The sequence below is a fragment of the Nocardioides sp. genome, from assembly GCF_031397825.1.
In the GTDB taxonomy this organism is placed as follows: Bacteria; Actinomycetota; Actinomycetes; order Propionibacteriales; family Nocardioidaceae; genus Nocardioides.
This window is the reverse complement of record NZ_JANNML010000045.1, coordinates 1-21,224: the sequence shown is the minus strand read 5'-3', so window position 1 is coordinate 21,224 and position 21,224 is coordinate 1. Positions and strand designations below refer to the sequence as shown.

At 69.7% G+C, this 21,224-nt stretch carries 20 protein-coding genes and 1 pseudogene; 12 read left to right on the top strand and 9 right to left on the bottom strand.

Translation table 11 applies throughout. From position 1 onward, the window contains the following. The first annotated feature begins 577 nt into the window (after nt 1–577). Complete coding sequence (locus RMN98_RS21000; protein WP_397208740.1) at nt 578–895, top strand: helix-turn-helix domain-containing protein; 318 nt, start codon at nt 578–580, stop codon at nt 893–895. Here the strand turns inward: RMN98_RS21000 and RMN98_RS03600 are convergent. Both RMN98_RS03600 and RMN98_RS03595 read right to left on the bottom strand, forming a co-directional pair. After that, nucleotides 870–1,253, bottom strand: a complete 384-nt coding sequence (locus RMN98_RS03600; RefSeq protein WP_309647427.1) for a VOC family protein — start codon at nt 1,251–1,253, stop codon at nt 870–872. The genes RMN98_RS21000 and RMN98_RS03600 overlap by 26 nt on opposite strands. Nucleotides 1,254–1,548: 295 nt before the next feature. Then, nucleotides 1,549–1,734 (bottom strand): annotated as a pseudogene (locus RMN98_RS03595) (ornithine carbamoyltransferase subunit F); the annotation flags it as partial. Nucleotides 1,735–1,776: 42 nt separating this feature from the next. Between RMN98_RS03595 and RMN98_RS03590 the strand changes: the two are divergent. The 3 genes from RMN98_RS03590 to RMN98_RS03580 all read left to right on the top strand — a co-directional run bounded on the left by RMN98_RS03590 (nt 1,777) and on the right by RMN98_RS03580 (nt 5,353). Then, nucleotides 1,777–2,457, top strand: a complete 681-nt coding sequence (locus RMN98_RS03590) for a response regulator transcription factor (protein WP_309647426.1) — start codon at nt 1,777–1,779, stop codon at nt 2,455–2,457. After that, the gene (locus RMN98_RS03585) at nt 2,454–3,884 is read left to right on the top strand and encodes an ATP-binding protein (protein ID WP_309647425.1); all 1,431 of its coding nucleotides are present in this window, start codon (nt 2,454–2,456) and stop codon (nt 3,882–3,884) included. Before RMN98_RS03590 ends, RMN98_RS03585 begins: the two co-directional genes overlap by 4 nt. A 299-nt stretch (nt 3,885–4,183) precedes the next feature. Beyond that, a complete protein-coding gene (locus RMN98_RS03580; protein WP_309647424.1) occupies nt 4,184–5,353 on the top strand; it encodes a hypothetical protein in 1,170 nt (389 codons plus the stop codon). Nucleotides 5,354–5,430: 77 nt separating this feature from the next. On the opposite strand, the gene RMN98_RS03575 is transcribed toward RMN98_RS03580, so the two are convergent. Then, complete coding sequence (locus tag RMN98_RS03575) at nt 5,431–6,285, bottom strand: hypothetical protein (RefSeq protein WP_309647423.1); 855 nt, start codon at nt 6,283–6,285, stop codon at nt 5,431–5,433. A 207-nt stretch (nt 6,286–6,492) separates the two neighbouring features. Here RMN98_RS03575 and RMN98_RS03570 point away from each other — a divergent pair, with 207 nt between their 5' ends. Then, nucleotides 6,493–7,170: a response regulator transcription factor gene (locus tag RMN98_RS03570; protein ID WP_309647422.1), complete on the top strand. Its 678-nt coding sequence runs from the start codon at nt 6,493–6,495 to the stop codon at nt 7,168–7,170. Next, nucleotides 7,167–8,696: a HAMP domain-containing sensor histidine kinase gene (locus RMN98_RS03565; RefSeq protein WP_309647421.1), complete on the top strand. Its 1,530-nt coding sequence runs from the start codon at nt 7,167–7,169 to the stop codon at nt 8,694–8,696. The genes RMN98_RS03570 and RMN98_RS03565 overlap by 4 nt, the downstream gene beginning before the upstream one ends. A 749-nt stretch (nt 8,697–9,445) precedes the next feature. Here the strand turns inward: RMN98_RS03565 and RMN98_RS03560 are convergent. After that, nucleotides 9,446–10,858 carry a HAMP domain-containing sensor histidine kinase gene (locus RMN98_RS03560; protein WP_309647420.1) on the bottom strand — a complete coding sequence of 471 codons (1,413 nt, stop codon included), beginning with the start codon at nt 10,856–10,858 and terminating at the stop codon, nt 9,446–9,448. Then, the gene (locus tag RMN98_RS03555) at nt 10,851–11,528 is read right to left on the bottom strand and encodes a response regulator transcription factor (RefSeq protein WP_309647419.1); all 678 of its coding nucleotides are present in this window, start codon (nt 11,526–11,528) and stop codon (nt 10,851–10,853) included. Before RMN98_RS03555 ends, RMN98_RS03560 begins: the two co-directional genes overlap by 8 nt. 240 nt (nt 11,529–11,768) lie before the next feature. On the opposite strand from RMN98_RS03555, the gene RMN98_RS03550 reads away from it, so the two are divergent. The 5 genes from RMN98_RS03550 to RMN98_RS03530 all read left to right on the top strand — a co-directional run bounded on the left by RMN98_RS03550 (nt 11,769) and on the right by RMN98_RS03530 (nt 15,538). Then, nucleotides 11,769–12,140 carry a hypothetical protein gene (locus RMN98_RS03550; RefSeq protein WP_309647418.1) on the top strand — a complete coding sequence of 124 codons (372 nt, stop codon included), beginning with the start codon at nt 11,769–11,771 and terminating at the stop codon, nt 12,138–12,140. A 330-nt stretch (nt 12,141–12,470) separates the two neighbouring features. Continuing rightward, nucleotides 12,471–13,253, top strand: coding sequence for an alkaline phosphatase family protein (locus RMN98_RS03545; protein ID WP_309647417.1), 783 nt, complete (start codon nt 12,471–12,473; stop codon nt 13,251–13,253). Nucleotides 13,254–13,489: 236 nt separating this feature from the next. Beyond that, complete coding sequence (locus RMN98_RS03540) at nt 13,490–13,777, top strand: phosphatase PAP2 family protein (RefSeq protein WP_309647416.1); 288 nt, start codon at nt 13,490–13,492, stop codon at nt 13,775–13,777. A gap of 112 nt (nt 13,778–13,889) precedes the next feature. Next, entirely contained in the window at nt 13,890–14,705 is an 816-nt protein-coding gene (locus tag RMN98_RS03535; protein ID WP_309647415.1) for a hypothetical protein, read from the top strand. A gap of 149 nt (nt 14,706–14,854) precedes the next feature. Next, on the top strand, nt 14,855–15,538 hold the full coding sequence (locus RMN98_RS03530) for a VTT domain-containing protein (RefSeq protein WP_309647414.1): 684 nt from the start codon (nt 14,855–14,857) through the stop codon (nt 15,536–15,538). A 744-nt stretch (nt 15,539–16,282) separates the two neighbouring features. On the opposite strand, the gene RMN98_RS03525 is transcribed toward RMN98_RS03530, so the two are convergent. The 4 genes from RMN98_RS03525 to RMN98_RS03510 all read right to left on the bottom strand — a co-directional run bounded on the left by RMN98_RS03525 (nt 16,283) and on the right by RMN98_RS03510 (nt 20,500). Continuing rightward, a complete protein-coding gene (locus tag RMN98_RS03525) occupies nt 16,283–16,741 on the bottom strand; it encodes a hypothetical protein (RefSeq protein ID WP_309647413.1) in 459 nt (152 codons plus the stop codon). A 93-nt stretch (nt 16,742–16,834) separates the two neighbouring features. Further along, the gene (locus RMN98_RS03520; RefSeq protein WP_309647412.1) at nt 16,835–18,445 is read right to left on the bottom strand and encodes a hypothetical protein; all 1,611 of its coding nucleotides are present in this window, start codon (nt 18,443–18,445) and stop codon (nt 16,835–16,837) included. Between the two features lie 67 nt (nt 18,446–18,512). Further along, nucleotides 18,513–19,841 (bottom strand): HAMP domain-containing sensor histidine kinase, encoded by a 1,329-nt coding sequence (locus RMN98_RS03515; protein ID WP_309647411.1) that lies wholly within the window; start codon nt 19,839–19,841, stop codon nt 18,513–18,515. Beyond that, on the bottom strand, nt 19,838–20,500 hold the full coding sequence (locus tag RMN98_RS03510; protein WP_309647428.1) for a response regulator transcription factor: 663 nt from the start codon (nt 20,498–20,500) through the stop codon (nt 19,838–19,840). The genes RMN98_RS03515 and RMN98_RS03510 overlap by 4 nt, the downstream gene beginning before the upstream one ends. 216 nt (nt 20,501–20,716) lie before the next feature. Here RMN98_RS03510 and RMN98_RS03505 point away from each other — a divergent pair. Further along, nucleotides 20,717–21,224 (top strand): ferric reductase-like transmembrane domain-containing protein (locus RMN98_RS03505; protein ID WP_309647410.1); only part of this gene is annotated, 508 nt, incomplete at its 3' end.

Below are 21,224 nucleotides of genomic sequence, written 5' to 3'. Positions count from 1 at the left end.
GCCGGAATGGGATGGCGCCGCGGGAAGCGTCGTGCCACTTGCCACCCAGGACTCGTTGCTCCTCGCGGTTGCCGGCACGCTCGGCGGCACGCTGCGACGTAAACGTACCGGCCGAGCGCGTCCGGCCCGCGGGGTCTCGGTAGCAGGCGACGAAGCGCTTCCCGCCATCGCTAGTGATCCGCGGTTTCACCCACGCCATCTCTGCCTCCTGGAGACCTGTCCGCACAGTGTCCGCAAAGGTTGCCGAAACGCAACGAAGGTTGGCGGAGGTTGGCGAAAGATCAAATATACCCTCTGACCTGCGACTATACCTCACACCCGCTCACTCCGAGCGCGCCCAAGAGCATCGCCTGCAGGGTAGAGATTTCACTCATAACCCAGAGGTCGCAGGTTCAAATCCTGCCCCCGCTACAAAGTTTCAGGCTCGGAGATCACTGATCTCCGAGCCTGAAAGCATTTGAGAACTGATCCGACTGTCACAAACCCGCCAGAAACCCCGTCGTAGCGCTCCTCCGAGCCGCATCCGCGAGCATCGGCATGGGATGTCACGGACCCCCGCGGGACCACTCGGGACCTCGTGCGCACCTCACGTTCATGGAGACCACCCATCACGCTGAGTGGCCTGGAGCCGCTGCTGAGCATCCAGGAGCTCGCCGAGTACCTCGACGTGCCTGTGACGACGATCCGCGACTGGCGCACCGACGGCAAGGGGTCGTGCGCGATCAAGGTCGGCGGTCGCGTTCGCTTCGCCACCTCCGACGTCCTGGCCTGGCTGCTCAGGCAGCGCGAGCCCGAGCCGGGGCGTGGGCACAGCGGCAGAGCTCGGGTCGCGAGGGGACCAGGTACTCACCCCGGAACTCGCAGGAGATTCAAGCGGTCTCCCAGAGACCGATGAGGTTGCCCTCGGTGTCGGTGAAGTAGCCGGTGAAGCCCATGTCCCCGACGGCCATCTTCTCGGTCACGGTCTTTCCGCCGGCGGCCTCGACCTTGCGCAGCGCTTCGTCGACGCTTTGGACGTCGATGACGAGATTCGGTGACGTGCCAGGAAACTCCGCGCTCCGCTCGAACATGCCCCCGTTGATGAAGCCTGGCTCGGTCGGACCACGCTCGGGGTCGCTCGGACCTGTCATCACCATCGTGTAGCTCATGCCCGGCACGGGGACCATCTGCCAGCCGAAAGTCTCGACGTAGAAACCCCGCGCGCGGTCACCGTCGTCGAACGGGATCTCGAAGTGCACAACTTTGCCCGACATGCTTCCTCCCTCGGTTTGCTCTCGACCTCCAGTGAACTGCGGCCGCCACCGGCAGGTCAACGGGTCCAGAGTTCACGAGGTCTCAATCACCCGCGGCCGAGCTGACTTTCATCAGGTCTCATGAGGGGATCGCCATCCGGTGATCGTCTTGGCACTCGCGGTTGCTGACCGACTAGGCCTCCTGGCGGTTGACCGCAACGACGTGCAGTTGCCTGGATGCCCGTCTGATCAACACCACCGGGACTTCTGCGCCTGCGGAGCCGCGCGTTGCCGCCCAGCGCGACGGATCCGCACGTCAGCTCCCCAGCGTGGCGACGAGCACGGCCTTGATGGTGTGCATCCGGGTCTCGGCTTGGTCGAAGACGATCGGGTGACGGGACCGGAAAACCTCGTCGGTCACCTCGAGGGTGTCCATGCCGGTCTTGTGGAAGAGGTCCTCGCCGACCTTGGTGTGCCGGTCGTGGAAGCCCGGGAGGCAGTGGGTCTCATGCTGCTCTCATCCTTGCGGGACTAGGTTCGGGGTGTGCGCGTGCTTGTGGTCGAGGATGACGTGCCACTCGCCGCGGCGGTGGTGCGGGCGCTGCGCAGCGTGCGGGTGCTCGCCTATGTGGCGCCGGATCCGTCGGTTGCCCGCCAGATGGCCTCCGACGCGGTCTACGACGTGATCGTGCTGGATGTGATGTTGCCCGGTGGGGACGGCTTCGAGTTGTGCCGGCGGTGGCGCACCGAAGGGGTGTGGACCCCGATCCTCATGTTGACCGCGCGTGCGGATGTGGAGGACCGGGTGCGTGGGCTGGACGCGGGCGCGGATGACTACCTGACCAAGCCATTCGCGCTCAGCGAGCTCCTGGCGCGGCTGCGGGCGCTGGCCCGTCGCGATGCCCACGAGCGACCCACCGTCCTTGAGGTGGGGGGACTCCGGTTGGACCCGGCCAGTGCCCAGGTGTGGCGCGGCGATGTCGAGATCACCCTGTCCGCCCGGGAATTCGCGCTGCTGGAGGCGTTCATGCGCAACCCGGGACAGGTGCTGAGCCACCTGCAGCTCGTGGACGCTGCCTGGGACATCGGCTTCGAGCAGCGGTCCAATGTGGTGGAGGTCTATGTGCGCTACGTACGCGAGAAGGTGGACCGGCCCTTCGGTGTCGCCTCGATCGAGACCGTGCGCGGGCTGGGCTACCGACTGCGCGCGGACGGTGGCCGATGAGACGGGGGCTGGCCCGGGTCCCGGTCCTGATCAGGTTGACCGCCACGTTCGCGGTGGCCACGCTGCTGGTCCTCTCGGTGGCTGCACTCTTCGTGGGCGTCCGGCTGCGTGCGGACATCGACGAACGCATCGACGTGAGCCTGCAACGCCGCGCCCAGGCGGCGGAGGCGGCCTACGACGCCGGGACGCCGATGAGGCAGCTTGCCCTGACCCTGGAGGACCGTGAGGAGTTCTTCGTTCAGATACTGACCCGCGGCGGCGAGGTGGTGGAGACCGGCGGCACCCTGGCCGGACCGGCCCTCGCTGCCGAGGAAGCCGGCCCGGGCCAGCCGGGACCGCGGATGTTGGAGCGGGACCTGCCGGGTGTGGACGGTCGAGCCAGGCTGCTGGTACAGCCGATCGAGCTGCGCTCGGGCTCTCCCGGCGCCTTGGTGCTGGGGCAGTCACTGGTCGACCGCAACGACGCGCTCGACAGCCTGGGAAGGTCGTTCCTGATCGGCGGGGTGGTCAGCCTCTTCCTGGCGTCGGCGCTCGGGTACGGCGTGGCTCGAGCGGGCCTGCGGCCGGTGGAGGAGATGCGTCGCAAGGCCCAGTCCATCACGCTGTCCGGTTCCCCCGAGCTGCTGCCGCTGCCACCTGCACACGACGAGCTGAGACGACTCGGGGAAACTCTCAACGACATGCTGCACCGACTGCGGGACGCCTTCGACCGAGAGCGACGCTTCGTGGCCGACGCCAGCCACGAGATCCGGACCCCGCTGGCCACGATCCGGCTGGAGCTGGGCAGCGCGCTGCGCGGCGAGCTCGACGACGACGAGCGACGGTCGGCCCTGCTGGCCGCCGAAACCGAGTGCCTCCGGCTGACCCGATTGGCCGATGACCTGCTGGTGCTGGCCAGACTCGACGACGGCCGGCTGCCGCTGCGACGTGCACCCTTCGACCTGTCCAGTTGCCTGACCCGGCTCCGAGACCAGCACGCCGCGCGAAGCACGGCGCTGGGCCGACGGCTCGAACTCGACGTCCCGCCGGGCCTGACGATGGACGCCGACCCGGACCGGATCGCCCAGCTGAGCGCCAACCTCGTCGACAACGCGCTGCGGCACGGCGCCGGAACGGTGCGGATCGTGGCCCGGCCCCTGGCGGGCGGCGTCGAGATCTCGGTCGGTGACGACGGGCCCGGCCTGCCCCCGGAGTTCCTCGCCCGAGCCTTCGAGCGGTTCAGCCAGGCCGACTCGTCCCGGGCCGCCGGCGGAGCCGGGCTCGGCCTCGCCCTCGTCGCCACCATCGCCGAGGCCCACGGCGGCCGGGCCGCCGTCGACCCCGACCACTTGTCCGTGGTCCGCGTCGGAATCCCAGCACCCAGTCCGCGAGCCCGGAACCAGGCCGGGATGGCTGCTTCTCAGCGTCCGCTCATTCCCGGTTCCTAGCGTCCGAGCATCAAGGGGGACCATCCCCGGCCGGACCAGGAGGAACCCTCATGCACACGTCACCAGCACGTACCGGGACCCGCGGCCACCGCGCAGTTGCCGCCCTCGCTCTGGCAGGGGCGGCTTCGCTCGGCATCCCGTTCCTGTCCGACGCGGGAGCCACGGCGGACCCGCACTCTGTGGCCGCTCTCGGCACGAGAAGCGGCGCGCCGGACTCCAACGCCTCAGACGAGTTCCCGGTCACCGCCTGCGGGACCGTCACCCGCACCGGCTGCGCGCCCACGAGCGACCGGGTGGACATGGACCGGCCGACGTTCAGCCATCCGCTCGACATCACCAACCCCCTGTTCCCGGTCGGTGACCTGCAGTCGGTGATCCAGGTCGGCACCGTCGAGGGCAAGCTGTTCCGGTCCGAGACCACCCGGCTGCCCCAGACCGGGGTGGTCGACTGGTACGGCACGAGGGTGCCCGTGGTGCTCTCGCAGTACGTGGCCTACCTCGACGGCCGGATCGAGGAGGTCGCCGTGGACCGCTACGCCCAGGCCGACGACGGATCGGTGTGGTACTTCGGCGAGGACGTGATCGACTACCAACATGGCGGCGCCTACTTCACCGAGGGCACTTGGCTGGCCGGTCGGGACGGTCCGCCGGCCATGCTCATGCCGGCGCACCCCGAGCTCGGTGACGTGTTCCGCGTCGAGAACGTGCTCGGTGTCGTCTTCGAGGAGCTGAGCGTCGTCGAGGTCGACAAGACGGTGAAGGGGCCGACCGGGCCGGTGACGGGGGCGATCGTGGTCGACGAGCTCGGGGTCGACGGCACCCACTCCCGCAAGACCCTCGCCCCGGGGTACGGGGAGTTCCTCACCAAGAACCGGACGGAGCTCGAGGCCATGGCGGTGGCCACACCGACCAACGCCGTGCCCGGTGGCGCGCCGCCGGCGCTGCGGCACATCTATACCGCGGCCTGGGGTACCTGGGAGTTCGCCCGCGGGGACTCGTGGAACTCCGCGAAGCTGTCCGTCGACCAGATCGCCACGGCGGTGAGCGACCTGGCCGAGGGGAACCAGCCGTTCCGGCCGATGCGGCTGCTCCAGCGCTCGCTGACCAAGCTGCACGCAGCGGTCGGCGGTCGCGATGTGCGGGTCACCGAGGAGGCGGCGGCGCGGGTGGCGCAGTCCGCGGTCGATCTCGAGGCGCAGTACCTGACCAGCCAGGAGGTCGAGAGGTTCCGCTTCCACCTGCACACCATGGTGCTGCGCCAGGCCGCAGCAGCGCACCGGCCGGCGGACGTCAACGGTGAGGTGGCTGTCCTCGAGCTGCTCCGCGCCCGGCTCGAACTGCCCGCCGACCAGGCAACCGTCATGGACCGCGAGCTCACCGCGCTCCGGACTGCGGTGGACGCCCGCAACCTCCTGAGCGCGGCCGACGTGACGGCCCGCCTCGGGTTCCTCGCCCTCGACCAGGGTTGAGGGAGCGACTCGTCATCGGGTGGCGAACCAAGCCACCCGATGACGCCGTCGGCAGGAGGCTGGCAGCCGGACCGGGTTCAGCCTGTGCCGCGGATGTACTTCACCAGCGTTGCCCGGCCGCCAGTGCCGTCGAGGTGCACGCTGAGGACGGGGCCGACGCCGGGGGCGTAGAACTTCAGCTCCTGAACGCGCGGCTCCAAGGGGACGAGGTCGCGGGTCATCAGCACGTCCTTGGTGAAGTAGCCGAAGGGGACCTCGACGTGCTCCTCCCCGACCGTCACCACGGTCGCACGGTCCTCGGCGTGGCCCCGGTAGTACTCCTGCCGGTAGCTCATGCCGGGGCGGGGCTGGGCCGGCATCGCGATGCCACCCTGGGCTCCGTCGACCCCGGCCTCGAAGGAGCCTTCCCGGGTGACCACCTTGCCGTGGTCATACTCCGCGGTGTCCTCGCCGAGGTACCAGATGTTTCCGGCCGTGTCCTGGGCGTACCAGTCATCGGTGGCCTCGGTGAGTTCTCCGTTCTCGCGCACCTCGTCGCGCACGACGCGGGCGGTGATCCCGTTGGCCAGAAGCTTGGTCTTCGAGGTCACCCGGATGACCACCTGCTGGCGGCCTCCTTCGGAGTCGGTCTCCTCGTAGCGCCACGTGTCACCTGGTGCCATCGGCCAGTACGGGTTGGTGATCTCGGTGGTGAAGTCGGCGGGGTCCAGCTCGAGCTTCTCCGCCCCCTGGGGCAGGGAGGTGACTGCTGGCGAGGGGTCGGCGGCGGTCGGGCTGGACGTGGTGCCGGGTGTGTTGGTCGTGGGGGCCGTCGTCGCGTCGATACCGCCGGCGACGCCGCTGCAGGCGGCGGTGGCGAGCACGGCACCCGAGGCGAGCGCGGCTGCGGCCAGACGGACGCCACCGCGAGAGGTTCGAGGGTCGAGGTTCATGGTCGTCTCCGATTCCTTGGGGCCCCGGCTGTCGGGGCCGATAACAGGAGACCGCAAGCCAGATGAGGAGACGGTGAGGGCGATGACCGTCGGTGGGGCAGCGGCGCGCTCATCGTTTTCTCATCGACGCGATGTGACCATGGCCTGCGTGACCGCTGGACCCACGTGACGGGTCGCGGCCGGGTGGACGCGTGGGAGGCTGACCAGATGAGGGTCCTGATCGTGGAGGACGAGGCGAAGCTGGCCGAAATAGTACGGCGCGGGTTGCTGGCGCACGGGTTCGCGGCCGACATCGCCGGCACGGGTGAGGAGGCGGTCAGCATGGCCTCAGCCAGTAGCTACGACCTTGTCGTGCTCGACGTGATGTTGCCGGACGCCTCCGGTCTCGAGGTGTGCCGCGAGCTGCGCGCCGGGGGCAATCCCGTACCGGTCCTGATGCTGACCGCGCTCAGCGCCGTCGATGACCGGGTGCAGGGATTGGACAGCGGCGCGGACGACTACCTGGCCAAGCCCTTCGAGTTCGCCGAGCTGGTGGCCCGGTTGCGGGCCCTGGCGCGGCGCAGCGACCTCACCAGGGACGTGGTGATCGAGGCCGGTGGCCTGCGGCTGGACCCCGCCGCACGGACGGTGCATCGGGCTGGGACCCAGATCGAGCTGACAGCGAAGGAGTTCGGCCTGTTGGAGGCGATGATGCGTCGGCCGGGTCAGGTGATCAGCCGGTACGACCTGCTCGAGTCGGCCTGGGACGAGAGCTATGAGAACAAGTCGAACGTCATCGACGTGTACATGGGGTACCTGCGGGCCAAGGTGGACCGCCCGTTCGGGACGCGGACCATCGAGACGGCCCGGGGCGCTGGCTACCGACTCGCGGACGACGCCCCATGAGGTCCCTGCCGGTGCGCTGGCGTATCACCGGCGCCTTCACGGTGGCGATGCTGTTGCTGATGGTCCTGGCCGGGGTCTTCGTCTACCTGCGGCTCGACGAAGCGCTCGACCGCCACATCGACCACGCCCTGCGCAGCCGCACCGCCCAGCTCATCGGAAGCGCTGACACCCAGCTGCTCGACGGGCGGACCGAGCCCGCTGATCCGGGAAGTCCCAGCGCCGCCGTGTTGGAGTCGGATGAGAATCCGGTCCAGGTCCTCAGTGCCGACGGGGAGGTGCTGCGGTCCTCGGCCCGCGCCAGCGTGCCGTTGGTGAGCCCCAGCCTGGTCCGCGGTATCGGAGACCAAGCACTCTTCGTCGACCGGACCGGTGATGCCCTCTTCGACGAGTCGGTTCGTCTGCTGGTGACACCGCTGCCGGCCGAGGGCCCGGGCGCCGTGCTGGTGGTGGGTGAGTCGCTCGACGAGAAGCACGAGGCCATGGTCGCGCTCCTGACCACCGAGCTCATCGGCCTTGCCGCGGCGATCGTGGGCTCTGCCGTGGTCGGCTACCTGATGACCGGAGTGGCGCTGCGCCCCGTCGAGGACATCCGGCGCGAGGCAGAGACGATCCGGGACCTGCCCCTAGGCCGCCTGCCCGAGCCTCGGGCGAACGACGAGCTCGGACGACTCGGACGCACGCTCAACGGGCTGCTCGAGCGGGTGCAGCAGTCTTGGAGCGCCGAGCAGGACGCCATCGCCCGGGAGCGGCGCTTCATCGCCGACGCCAGCCACCAGCTCCGCACCCCCCTGACCACGCTGAAGAGCGAGCTCGACGTCGCGCTGATCGGCCCCCACGAGGCCGCCCAGTTGCGCCTTGCGCTCGAGTCGGCCCGCGAGGAGACCGACCGGATCTGCCGCCTCGCCGACGACCTGCTCCTCCTCGCCCAGGCCGAGCACGCAGCCGGCGCCGCCCACCCACACGACGTCGATGTTGCCCACCTCCTCGGCGAGGCCGCGAGACGCAACCGCGCCCGCGCTGACAGCCTGGACCGACCGATCACGGTGCAGGTCGTCCCCGGGCTGCACCTCTGGGCGGATCCCGACCAGATCGCACTCGCACTCGACGCCCTGCTGGAGAACGCGCTCACCCACGGCGCCGGACCTGTGACCCTCTCGGCCACCAGCGACGCCGACCACGTGCAGGTCACGATCCGCGACCAGGGCCAAGGCTTTCCCCAGGACTTCCTGCCCACGGCATTCGATCGCTTCACCCGTCCGGCCGCCAGCCGCGGCCAGCCCGGAACCGGTCTGGGCCTGGCGATCGTCCGGGCGCTCGCGAGACACAACCACGGCGACGTGACCGTGCTCGAGGCCCTCCCGGGCGCCGCGGTGATGGTGTCGCTCCCCTCAACCGAGGTCTCGCCTCCACGCCGAGGAGACCTCCAGGGGCATCGTGAGTCGTCAAGGACCACCTCACCGGACGGAGTTTCCCCCTCGTTGGGGCCAGGCCGCGGCCCCAATTCGCCGCGCGCGGGTCGTACCTGAACCAAACGGTCGGCTCATCGGCGACGACACCTATCACGACCGCGCTCACCAGCGGGACTGACTGGGACTCTCCGTTGTTGGCCCGCTCGCCGAACGTCCCTCGGCGTCGCTGCAGGCGGGAAACAGTCACGGAGCCGATGTCGTCCCTCAAAGGATCGTTGAGCGGGGTGACCGCGCGGGTCGCGGCGAGATTCGGGTGTTCCCGACGATTGGCTTCGCGAAGTCAGGCCGCAGGGTCGTAGTGACGGAATGGGCAGCGTCGGGTTCAGTACTGCGATCGCGTCTCAATGGCGACAGACGATCGGTCGTCTGCCAACCCAGGAGGCGGCTTGAATCAACGCGGCACGCCTCTGGACGAAGCCAGTTCAGGGGGTTCGTCATGTGAGGGCGATTTCGATGTGAGTCGTGTTGCGTTTACTCCCCGAGAACGCCAGCGCAAGCCGTCAAGTCCGAGCAGACAATGTCAAGTTGATCGGGGGACCAGTCCCCTGGTCGTTCGCGTCTGCGCAGGTCAGAAGAACGTCGGCAAGAGCGGTCGAAGTGTCAGATTGGGAAGCCCCGCACACCGTAGGTCCAGAGGTCGCAGTTTCAAATCCGCCCGCGCACACCGCCCGCGCTACAAGGAAAGTGGCCCTCACAGTGACGGTGAGGGCCACTGCTGTTTGCGCAACCAGGTCGCCGGTCTCGTCGTCCACCTCACCCGCACCCATGCCGATGTCGACGTATCGTCGGTCGCAGCAGGGCCCACGTCATCGAGGTCCCACGACCTCGATCCCGTCCTCGACTGACGGCCGCAGCGGCAGTGTGAGCCGGAAGCACGATCCGACCGGGACCGGTCGGCAGCCGAGCTCGCCACCATGGGCGCGCGCGATCTGGCGGGCGATGGGGAGCCCGAGCCCGGACCCTCCGCTGTGGCGGGTCCGCGACTGGTCGAGACGCACGAATCGCTCGAAGATGCGCTCACCTTCGTCCGGGGGGATGCCGGGTCCGTCGTCACGCACCTCGACCGTCGCTGCACCGTCGTTGCTGCTCAGCCGGAGCTCCACGCGTGAGGCGGCATGACGGTGGGCGTTGTCGACCAGGTTGCGAAGGGCCCGGGCGAGGTGGTGCCCGTCGCCGCTGACGCGCACGGGGGGTGCCGAAACGACAACTTCGAGACCCGACGTACGTCGGAGGCGAGCAGCCTCGGCACGCACCAGGTCGTCGAGGTCGACCTCTGTCGGGCGGAGTGACAGGCCGTGTTCGTCCGAGCGGGCGAGGAGCAGGAGGTCGGCGACGAGCCGGTCGACACGGTCGAGCTCGGCCAGCACCTCACCGGAGGTAGTCGCCCAGTCGGCAGAGTCGGGGTGGAGGGCCTGGATCTCGTGAGCGGCTCGGATGGTCGCCAGAGGGCTGCGCAGCTCGTGGGAGGCGTCGCCGACGAACCGACGCTGAACGTCCGCTGAGTCCTGCAGCCTGCTGAGCATGGAGTTCATCGTCGCCGCGAGGCGTCCGATCTCGTCGTCGGTGCTCGGGACCGGGACCCGTGCCGAGAGCGTCGAGGTGCCGTCGATGGTGGCGACACGGCGTCGCATCGCCTCGACCGGCGCGAGGGCGCGGCCGGTGAGCCAATACATCGTCAGTGCCACGGCGAGCAGGACCAGGGGAGAACCGAGGAGGAGCAGTCGACCGATGATGGCGGTCGACTCCTGGACGGTCTCGAGGCTCTGGGCAGCGAGGACGACCATCTCTCCGTCCGGGCTAGCGACTCCTTCGGCCACGACGACGAATCCCTCACCCTCGCCGATGGGCAGCTCCGATCCCGAGACGACGAGGACCTCGCCCGGGCCGGGGGCAAGGGCGATCACCGGGGGCTCACCGACAACCGAGGCGCTTGCGGCGACGACGGTCGCATCGGCAGCCACGACCTGCACGAGGGACTGGTCACCGCCACCGCCCACGAGGTCCACCCCCTTCCCCTCACGTCCGACCTGGGCTGCCACGTCGCTGGCCTGCTGGAGTGCCACGTCACGCAACGACGACTCGAGCTGGTGGCGCTGTAGGAGCACGAACGCCAGGGATGCCGCCGCGAGGACCAGGGCGACGACCACGGTGGCGGCGGCAGAAGTTCGCAGACGTAGCCCACCGCGATGGGGTCGTGGCCGGCGCTGGGTCTCAGCCACCGTCGAGCTCCAGTCGATAGCCGACACCGCGCACGGTGGTGATGGCCTTGCGGTGGAAGGGTTGGTCGATCTTGCGGCGGAGGTAGCCGACATAGACCTCCACGACGTTGTCGTCGCCGTCGTAGTTGAGGTCCCACACGCTCTCGAGGATCTCGGCCTTCGACATCACGTCCCCGCGGTGGCGCAACAGGTAGTGCAGCAGCCCGAACTCACGCGGTGTGAGGGCCAGCTCCTCTTCACCCCGTCGCACGACGCGGGTACCGGGGTCCAGGGTCAGGTCTCCTGCCTCGAGCTGTGCCGGGCGCTCGGGCGCACCGCGTCTCACCAGGGCGCGGAGGCGGGCGACCAGGACCACGAAGGAGAACGGCTTGGTCAGGAAGTCATCGGCGCCGAGGTCGAACGCGTCGACCTGGTCGAGGTCGCCGTCCTTGGCGGTCAGCATCAGGATCGGCGTCCAGTTCTTCGCCCCGCGCAGGCGGCGGCACACGTCGTAGCCATTGAGCCGAGGAAGCATGATGTCGAGCACGATGACGTCGTAGGGCGTCGTCTCTGCCTCCTCCAGGCCGGTCATCCCGTCGTGGCAGACATCGACGACGAAACCCTCCGCGACGAGCCCGCGACGAACGGTCTCGGCCAGGCGGACCTCGTCCTCGACCAGCAGGACGCGCATCTGTCACCTCCCTCGCCGACGTGTGGGCACCATGCTCCTCGTCCCCGGCTGAGAGCGCACTGTGAACGGCTCCGGCAGCTCGCGGGTGAGAGTGCTCTCAGGTGCGCTCAGCGTCCTCACAGCGGCCTGTCGGCAGTGTTGGTCCCGTCAGCCGCAGGGTGCGGTCGACGAAGGGAGAAGACCATGCAGAACGTACGGCGCAACGTGGCCCTCATCGCATCGACGGCCGTCATCGCCAGCGTGGGCATCGGCGGGGTGATGGCTGCCCAGGCCGATGACCCCCAGGGCCCGGACAACTCGACCGTGCAGACCCCGGGCAACGGTGGCGAGCAGGACGAGGTGGAAGGCTCGGAGGGCGCCGAGGAGACCTCGGACGGGCCCGATGAGGGTCCCGACGCGAACCCGAACGAGCCGGGTCACCAGGACGCGGACGAGAGCGGCGAGGCGGACGAGGCCGACGGCGCTGAGGAGGCCGACGGTGCCGAGGAGGCCGACGGCGCTGAGGAGGCAGACGGTGCCGAGGAGGCTTCGGACGGTGCTGACCAGGGTCCCGACGCGAACCCGAACGAGCCGGGTCACCAGGATGCCGACGAGAGCGGCGAGGCTAACTAGCCTGGCCCAGGCGCGGTGCCGACTCCCGCGGGGAGGCGCCGTGCACCAGTGGGGTCACGGTGAGCGGTGACCCCACTGCGGTCGGTCTGCTGACGTCTTCAGTCAGGTGGCGTGCAGGTAGGGCGATCTACCCTCCCCAGCATGCTGACAGTTTCGGGACAAGGCATGGGGAGCGGTATGAGACGCCAGACCACGACCAGACGAGCTATCGCGTCGTTGGCCGCACTTGCCGCGGCCGGGGCGGCAGCCACGGCTTGCGGTGCTGCCGATGGCCCAGGGGCGACGCCACCCAGTGCGACGAGCGCGCCGGATCCCGTTGCCGCGACCAAGGTGCTCGTCATCGTGGAGGAGAACCACACCTACGACCAGATGCGCGAGGGCATGCCCTACCTGGCGTCTCTGTCGGAGCGTTACGGCTATGCCACGAGCTGGTCGGCCATCACCCATCCCAGCGAGCCCAACTACCTCGCGATGTTCGGCGGCTCGACCTTCGGGATCCTCGACGACCAGGCACCCGAGGCCAACGTCGGCGACGTCGGTGAGGCGTTGTCGGTCTTCGACCAGGCTCTGGCGCACGGCAAGACGGCACGGACCTACGCCGAGTCGATGCCGCAGAGCTGCCACGTCTACGACGACCCCGACAAGGCGGTCGGAGTGCCCAAGTACGCCGTGCGGCACAACCCCTGGGTCTACTTCACGTCCGGACGTGAGGACTGCCTGCAGCACGACGTCAGCACGGAGACGTTCGCGGTGGACGCGAGCGCCGACGACCTGCCCAACGTCGGCCTGCTGGTCCCCAACCTCGACAACGACGCCCATGACGGATCGCTGGCGACAGCGGATGCGTGGCTCGAAGCGACGCTCCAGCCCGTCCTGTCGAGCGATGACTTCCTCAGCGGACGCCTGGTGGTCGTGGTGACGGCCGACGAGGACGATCGATCCGGGGACAACACGGTGCTCACCTCCGTCCTGACACCCGCGCTGGACGGCGTGGTCGTCGACACGCCCCTCACCCACTACTCCCTGACCCGCTTCATCGCCGACGTCCTCGGCGTCGAGCCGCTGGGCGAGGGCTCGGACGCTCCCGACATGGCAGCCGCGTTCGGTCTGTGAGCGAGCCGCGTGGCCCGTCCTCTGCCGCGGCCCATCGTCAAACCCTGGTGCTCGTCGCTCTCGTGTGTGCCGGCGTGGTGGTCGCCTTGGCGGGGCTCGTGGTGGCGCAATGGTCGCCGCTCCTCCGCCTCGACCACGCCATCGGCAGACCGACTGAGGCCTTCACCTTTCAGCACGGGGGCCTCGCTCGGGGGCTCCTGTGGGTGGAGAGTGCCATGGCGAGGTGGTAGGTGCTGGTGACGGTCACGACGGCTGCCAGCACGACAGCACTCAAGGTGCTGGTGCATCGAGACCGCCCGGTCTGGGACGATCCGGTGCAGACCCTGACCACGTTCTACCCGTCAGGACACGCCTCGGCCATCGTGGCCGGCGCGGCAGCCGTGACCGCGGTGCTTCACTCCTTCCAGGTGTCGCGAGCCGCGCGACGTGGGTGCCCGGTCGGTGCGTTCCTCCTGGTCCTGCTGGTGGGAGCGGATCGGGTGATGCTCGGCGTGCACAACCTCTCCGATGTTGCGGGCGGCTAGGCGCTCGGTCTGTTCTGCGTCGCGGCGACCACGTTGCTCTACCCGCCGTCATTCTTCCGGCAGGGCCCAGCAGTCAGGTCGTGTGCAGGTTGTTCGACGCAGGGTTCTCTGCATGACGACAACACTCCCTGCCGGCAGCACCGGTCGACGCATGCTCAACAAGGTTCCTGAGGTCACCGTCTTCTTCTGGGTCATCAAGATCCTCTGCACGACGGTGGGGGAGAGCTTCGCCGACTACGTGAACGAGACGCTCGGCTTCGGGCTCACCAACACCACGGCCCTGTTCTCTGCGGGTTTGGCGGTCGTGCTGGCGCTGCAGTTCCGGTCCCGCCGCTACATCCCCGGCATCTACTGGCTCGCGGTGGTGCTCATCAGCGTGGTCGGCACGCTGCTCACCGACAACCTGACCGACGCACGGGGTGTCGCCCTGTGGGTCAGCTCCACGGTCTTCGCCGTGCTGCTCGCCGGCGTGTTCGCCGCCTGGTATGCCCGGGAGCGGACGCTGTCGATCCACTCGATCAACACGACGCCCCGCGAGGCGTGGTACTGGTTGGTCGTCTTGGTCACCTTCGCCCTCGGCACCGCCGTCGGGGACTGGACCCTCGAGCTCACCGGCTGGTCGCCGGGTGCCTCGATCCTGCTCCCCGCGAGCCTGATCCTCGCCGTGCTGGCGGCCTGGCGCTTCGGGATGGGCCCGGTCCTCTCGTTCTGGCTCGCCTACATCCTGACCCGCCCGCTGGGTGCCAACATCGGCGACTTCCTGGCGCTGCCCCAGGGCGAGGGCGGGCTCGGTCTGGGCACCCTGGTCACGAGCCTGGTCTTCCTCGGCACCATCCTCGCCACGGTCGTCTACCTCACCGTGACCCGCGTCGACCGCACCGAGCTCGTCGCGCCGTCCACGACCGAGGGGGAGACCGTGCGCAGCTGAAGCGTCGTCACACGGAGAGGAAAGGCGCCAGGGCCCCGGAGCGATCACACGCTCCGGGGCCCTGGCGCGTCCTCGGCGACGCCGGATCAGGGACCTGCAGTCGCGAAGCAGTCAGGTGCCTGGCAGGTGCCCGCTCCTACGGTGCCACCATGATCGCCTTCCTGACACCGCTGCTCTACGGCCTGGGACCGGCAGCCCTGCTGCTCGCCATGGTCATCGTGTTCGCCGAGACGGGCGTGCTCGTCGGGTTCTTCCTCCCGGGCGACTCGCTCCTCTTCACCGTCGGCATCCTGGTCGCCACGGGCGTGATCCACCTGCCCCTGGTGCTGGTCGCAGCGGGCTTGTTCGGAGCCGCAGCGGCCGGCGACCAGGTGGGCTACCTTCTGGGGCGCCGATTCGGACCACGAGTCTTCAGCCGCCCCGAGTCGCGGCTGTTCTCCCGCTCGCACGCGCAGCGCGCCGAGGCCTTCTTCGCCAAGCACGGCTCGAAGGCCGTCATCCTGGCTCGCTTCGTCCCCGTCGTGCTCACCTTCACCCCGGTCGTCGCCGGAGTCGGGCGGATGCCGCGACGCACCCTCACGGTCTTCAACCTCACAGGGGCAGCCCTCTGGGCGGTCGGACTCCTCGTCGCCGGCTACTTCCTCGGAGGCGTGCCGATCGTGGCTGCGCACGTCGAGCTGTTCGCGATCGGGATGGTTGCCGTCTCGCTCGTCCCGGCAGCCGCCGCGGTCGTGCGACACCGGATCGGTGCGACACACCACGACGATGTGTCCGGCACCGCCGGCAGCAGCCCTGCCGGCACCCCGGCCAAGACCGTCGAGGTGCTCGGATGAACGTGCGGCGCGTCCTCTCGGCCGCGGCCGCGGGCCTCGTCCTCTCGGCAAGCGCGGTCCTCGCGGGCGATCCAGCAGGCGCGATTGACAGCCGCGGGGACGACCCAGCCGAGACGCGGGCACTCCTGCGCTCGTGGGGCCTTCCCGCGAGCTCGGCGCCGGGCTTGCGGGAGTGGACACCTGCGACTGCCGCGGTCATCGACGGGCGGGGCGGTTGCGGCGCTCTCGCTGCACGCCTGACCTTGGAGTACAGCGGTGCCGTTGCGGGGCACGAGGTTGCCAGGCTCGTGCATCGCGTCGCCCGTGACCTGCGTCGCGATGACGTGCCTTCCTCCCGGCTGCTGAACGTCGCGGAAGCGACCTGCCGGCGAGAGCTGACCGATCAGCTTGCCCGCCGGGGCTCGCCCCCCTTGGGCCTGAGCCCTGCCGGGACTCACACGCCGGTGGCGACCCTGAGGTCAGCGGTTGATGCAGCCGGTCGACGATCACGATGAACCGCGGTGACGAACACGTGGCGGCGGTAGGAGACATCGGACGATGGTGCCGAGTCCCACGCCGGTCACGTTGGCCGAGACGTTGTCCGCGGTCCTGGAGGTCAGGCCGAGCAGGTCCATGGGACAGGATGAGGCAGCGCGTCGAGACGCCGAAGCCGACGGCGTTGAACAGGACGAACAGGATCACCTCGCGTTGTCTCGTCGCGCGTTCGGCGCCGCGCCCGGTGGAGCAGGCTGTTGCCGAGGTAGGTCACCGCGGTGGCGACCAGGACAGCGAGCGCACGTGCCGCGACGGGGTGGTGTCCGGCGAGGGGTCCGGCGTCGAGGAGTGCGTCAAGGTGAGGACATCGACGAGGTAGCCGGCGCCGCCGGCGGCCAGGAAGGTCCCAATCTCGCGGCGGTGGTCGTTCCTCGGGGCGGGGGGTTCCTGGGTGCCGCGTACGCCGGCACGCGGATCGGTGAGCTCGGCCCATCGCCACGCGAGGACCCTGAGGAGCGCTTCGAGCGCGATGGCGCCGGACATCGTGCAGGATCCCTGGGTCCGGTCGACGAACGCGCTTCGGACCTCGTTGGTCCGCAGACCGGCGAGGTGGGCCTTCCAGGTGTTCTCGATCTGGAAGCAGCAACCGTTGGAGGTGCTGCCGAGGACGTCGATGGCGTGGAGCGCGTCGGCCCGGAACGCCTTGAAACCGGCCGTGCTGTCGTGCACGGGCCCGTGAGGAGCTCGATGATGTCGTCGACCTCGTCGTAGGTCGGGATCACGATCACGACGCGTCGTACGGGCTTGGCTTCTCCTGGGGGGTCACGGTGTGGGCTCTGTCGATGGGGGACTGGTGGGGGTGACCTGGTGGAAGACGCGGTAGCCGTCGATGTCGCCGACGTAGTGGTAGTGCTGGTCCAGCTCGACCTGGGCTGTCGTGGGGTCGATGCCCCAGCCGGCCAGGCCGGCTCCAGTGGTGATGACCCAATCGGGACGTGAGTTCCCCCCGAGGACGGCGGTGAGGGCCAGCAGGTCGGGGTCCCGCACCCTGACGGGCAGGCTCCAGATCTCGGGATAGGGGCTGGCCATCCCACTGGCTTGCAGGATGTCGGGGTGTCCGTAGGCGACGACTGCGGTGTCGCCGGGTTGCTGGTGGGTCGCGAGCCACGAGACGAGGGGGTCGGCATGGTGGGCCCCGGACGTCCGGGCGGCCACGGCGACTGTCGCGACCAGGGCCGCTGCCACGACGTAGCTGAGCGCTGCCAGCAGGTCCCAGGGGGCACCCCCGGGGGACCTCGTCGCTGGCTGCAGGCCCGGTGTCGGGTCGAAGGCGGTAGCCGGTGTGGCACAGATCGAGGCCACGGCGAGGACGAGCCCAGGGACCAGGAGGATCAGGTAGTGCAGCCAGTAGCTGCCACCGGCGAGCACCGCGAGGCACTCCCAGGCGAGCAGGGCGAGCGCGGGAACCCGGAGATCGACGCAGCTGCGCTCGTGGCGCCGATGCAGCCTGACGATCAGGAGTCCGATGATGACGGGGGCACCCGTCACGGCCAGGGACAGCAGGAGGCCGTCCAGCCGGATCGACGTCGCGTCGCTGGCGGATCCGCTGATGACCGCTGAGGCTTGGAGGCGGAAGGTGACCACTGCCTCCCACAGCCCGGCGAGCGACGTCCCGCGGCTCGCCGCGAGCCCGAGGACGAGGGCGGAGCCCAGCAGCGCACCTGCTGCCGGGACAGCGATGTCGGGGAGGGCGGCCCGGGGTCCTCGACGATAGGCGGTCCGGGCGGCCAGGAGAGCGATCAGGAGGAGGGCGTCCACCTCGTTCTGCTTCACCAGGACGGCGGCGGCCGCAGCGATTCCTGCGGTGAGGAGCAACCGCGACCGGACCCAGGGAGACGTGGCTGTCTGGGAGCGGAGCAGCCCTTCGATGCTGAGCAGGATCGCGGGGAGTGCGATGAGCTCGCCGTTGACCTCCAGGGCGCCGACCAACGGACTGACGAGGAGGGCTGCGGTCAGGAGGGCGGTCAGGGCGGGAGCCCACCGGGTGCCGCGGCCCCCGGCGACAGCGAGGGCGCCGATCCGACCGGCCAGCAGCACTGAGATCGCCACCAGCAAGCCCCCGAGCAGCCGCAGGGCCACGGTGCCCCCGAGGTGGTCGGCGAGGCCGAAGAACCCGATGAGCAAGGGCGGGCGATCGATCCAGTAGTTGCCGTAGAGCGAGGTGCCGTGGGTCCACTGTGAACCGACCAGCAGGAGGCCGCCCTCATCGGGCCCCAGGGGCAGGCTCGCGAAGGGCAACCGGACCAGGAACGCCGAGAGCGCGAGCCCCAGCACGGCGCTCGTGGGCGACCAGACCTGCGCGAGGAGATGCCGTCGTGGCCATGGTGAGCGCGCGCCAGGAGCAGGCGCTCGGGGTGCCACGGTCGTCGTCACTGCCCCAGCGTGTGGCCGCGAGCCTGCCAGCCACCTGACCAGCGTCGGGTGGCGCCAGGGGAGCGTGTCAGGCGAGGGGAAGGCGGAGCACGAACCGGGTGGGTGGTCCCGCATCGGTGAGCTCGAGATCGCCACCGACGCTGCGTGCCATGCGGCGACTGATGCTCAGGCCGAGTCCTGCGCCGGATCCCCCGGTCGAGCTCACACCCGGCTGGAAGATCCGATCGGGGTCGCCGCGGCCGACGCCGGGTCCGTCGTCCTCGACGACGACGTCGACCATCCCCGTCGTGCTGGCGGCCACGGTGACGGTGACGCGGCTGTCGGCGAAGCGCAGGGCGTTGGCGAGCACGGGGGCCAGGGCGCGGACAGCGACCGAGTGCGGGGCAGCGACCTGGTGGTCGACGACCTCGACCCTGACCTCGACACCGGGGCCGTCGGCGGCCGGTTTGCCCGTGACGTCGTCGACGACTGCTGCGATCGAGCACGTGGCGGCCTGACGCAGGCTGTCGGCGTTGCGGGCGACGTCGAGCAGGGTGGTGATGGTCTCCGACATGCGGTGGCTCGCCGCGGAGATCTCCTCGAGGCCCTCCTGAGCGTAGGGAGGCAGGCCTCCTTGGAGCAGGGCGAGGTCGGCCGCGCCCTGGACCGCCGTGAGGGGGGTGCGCAGCTCGTGCGCGAGGTCGGCGGTGAGTCGCTGCTCGGTGTGGATCGCCGCCGACACCTTGTCGAGAAGGGTGTCCAGGGTGGCCGCCAGGGCGGTGATCTCATTCGTGGGTGCGCCGAGGTCGAAACGCCGCGAGAGGTCGTGCTCGCTCCAGTCCGTCGCTGTCCGGGCCAGGACGCCGACCGGTCTCAGGGCGCGCGTGGTGACCCAGGCCGCGATCGCGGCGGCGGCGGCGGTGGCGAGAGCGCCGGTGATGATGCTGACGATCAGGGCGTAGCGCTCTGCGGCCTCGTAGGGGCCCAGACGCTCGGACAGGACGACGACGCCTTGGTCGCCGGCGTCGCTGAGGAAGGGCAGCGCGAGGACGCGGGCGGTGTCTCCGGCGGTGCGGTAGGTCGTGGTGCCGGTCGTGCTCAGCTCGTCATAGATGTCCGCGAGTGCCGAGGAGGCGACCCCTGCGACGGAGGCTCCCTGGGCGTCGTAGACCACGACGCCGGTGTCGAGCTCGGCCGAGGTCACCGCGAGGCCTTGGCTGTCGGCGTCGCTGACGGTGCTGACCACCGCATCGGCGCGATCCTCGAGAACGGTGTCCACATTGGTCCTGCTGAGGTCGGCGAGGATCAGCTGGAGCACGATGGTGAGCGCGATCATCGCGAAGGCCGTCACGCACGCGGTCAGGATGACGATCTGGCCGCGGAACGAGCTGGTCATGCCGGTGCGGGAGCGCTTCACGTCAGGCGGAACCCGACACCGCGGACGGTCTCGATCGTGACGGGCGAGCCGATGGTGTCGAGCTTGGCCCGGATGCGCCGGACGAAGGAGTCGATGGTGTTCTCGTTGACCACGGCACCGTCTGGCCAGGCTGCCGCGACGACGGCGCGGCGTCTCACGACCTCTCCCGGTCGGGAGGTGAGGGCTGCGAGCATGCGGTACTCGGTCGGGGTCAACAGGATCTCGCCCTGCTCGGAACGGACCCCGTGCCGAGCCGGGTCGAGCACGAGGCCCGAGACCTCGGCGGTGACGGCCGGGCGTCCGCGCTTCGCGAGCGCCTCCACGCGGGCGATGAGCTCCTTGACGTCGAACGGCTTGGGAAGGTAGTCGTCGCCGCCGGCGCTGAAGCCCGAGAGCTTGTCGTGGACGGTGCCCAGTGCGGTGAGGAACAGGACGGGCGCTGACTGGCCGGCTGAGCGCAGGGCCTGGGTGACGTCTCGACCGTCGGAGTCGGGGAGTCCGATGTCCATGATGAGGACGTCCACGGCGCTGCCGGACCCGAACTGGCGCAGGGCCTCGCCACCGTCGTGGGCGGTGAGGACCTCGTGGCCCGCGAAACCCATCGCTTGGGTGACTAGGCGCCGGATGGCGGGGTCGTCCTCACAGATGCCGATCAACATGGCGTTCACCCCTTCCCTCCGAGTCTCGCAGCATGGCGGGCAGGACGGGCGTGGATCGCATGGTCGACGTTCCCACGCACCACCTGCACGTCACCTGACCGGTCGGTGCGAGCCGACCGGTCCAGCGGCGATGAAGGCGTTCAGGTTGTCGGCACCTTGCGGCGCGCACCATCGGATCAACGCACCAGCTCTCGCCATCCTCTGACCGGAGAATCCATGTCCACCATCACGACCGCCACCCGGCGCCCCAGCACTCCGCAGGCAGGCCACCGCCGCCCCCGGACGGTCTCGGAGCGCTCCCTGCTAATCGCGGTGGTCACCGGTGCCGTCGCCACCACCGTCCTGTGGTGGCACGACGCCACGGGCATGGTCGGCGTCGGGGACTGGCTCACCGCTGCCGGGCGCCTGACCGGGCTCTACGGCGGCTACACCGTCGCGGTGGTGCTGCTCCTCATGAGCCGCGCCCCGTGGATCGAGCACGGACTCGGATCGGACCGTCTGGCTCGGTGGCACGCCATGGGCGGGAGGTACCTGATCAGCCTGCTGAGCGCGCACGCGCTACTCCTGACCTGGGGCTACGCGCTCACCTCGCAGACCGGCTTCCTGGCCCAGACGAAGGTGATGATCTTCGTCATACCCGACGTCCTGCTGGCCACGATCGGCTTCGCCTTGCTCCTGCTCGTCGGGCTCGTCTCGGCACGCAAGGTGCGCGAGCGCGTGTCGT

Excerpts from the sequence above, each read along its gene's own strand:
- RMN98_RS03600 (WP_309647427.1), bottom strand. The coding sequence starts at position 1,253 with ATGTCGGGCAAAGTTGTGCACTTCGAGATCCCGTTCGACGACGGTGAC.
- RMN98_RS03585 (WP_309647425.1), top strand. The coding sequence starts at position 2,454 with ATGAGACGGGGGCTGGCCCGGGTCCCGGTCCTGATCAGGTTGACCGCC.
- RMN98_RS03580 (WP_309647424.1), top strand. The coding sequence starts at position 4,184 with ATGGACCGGCCGACGTTCAGCCATCCGCTCGACATCACCAACCCCCTG.
- RMN98_RS03575 (WP_309647423.1), bottom strand. The coding sequence starts at position 6,285 with ATGAACCTCGACCCTCGAACCTCTCGCGGTGGCGTCCGTCTGGCCGCA.
- RMN98_RS03570 (WP_309647422.1), top strand. The coding sequence starts at position 6,493 with ATGAGGGTCCTGATCGTGGAGGACGAGGCGAAGCTGGCCGAAATAGTA.
- RMN98_RS03565 (WP_309647421.1), top strand. The coding sequence starts at position 7,167 with ATGAGGTCCCTGCCGGTGCGCTGGCGTATCACCGGCGCCTTCACGGTG.
- RMN98_RS03555 (WP_309647419.1), bottom strand. The coding sequence starts at position 11,528 with ATGCGCGTCCTGCTGGTCGAGGACGAGGTCCGCCTGGCCGAGACCGTT.
- RMN98_RS03535 (WP_309647415.1), top strand. The coding sequence starts at position 13,890 with ATGACGACAACACTCCCTGCCGGCAGCACCGGTCGACGCATGCTCAAC.
- RMN98_RS03530 (WP_309647414.1), top strand. The coding sequence starts at position 14,855 with ATGATCGCCTTCCTGACACCGCTGCTCTACGGCCTGGGACCGGCAGCC.
- RMN98_RS03510 (WP_309647428.1), bottom strand. The coding sequence starts at position 20,500 with ATGTTGATCGGCATCTGTGAGGACGACCCCGCCATCCGGCGCCTAGTC.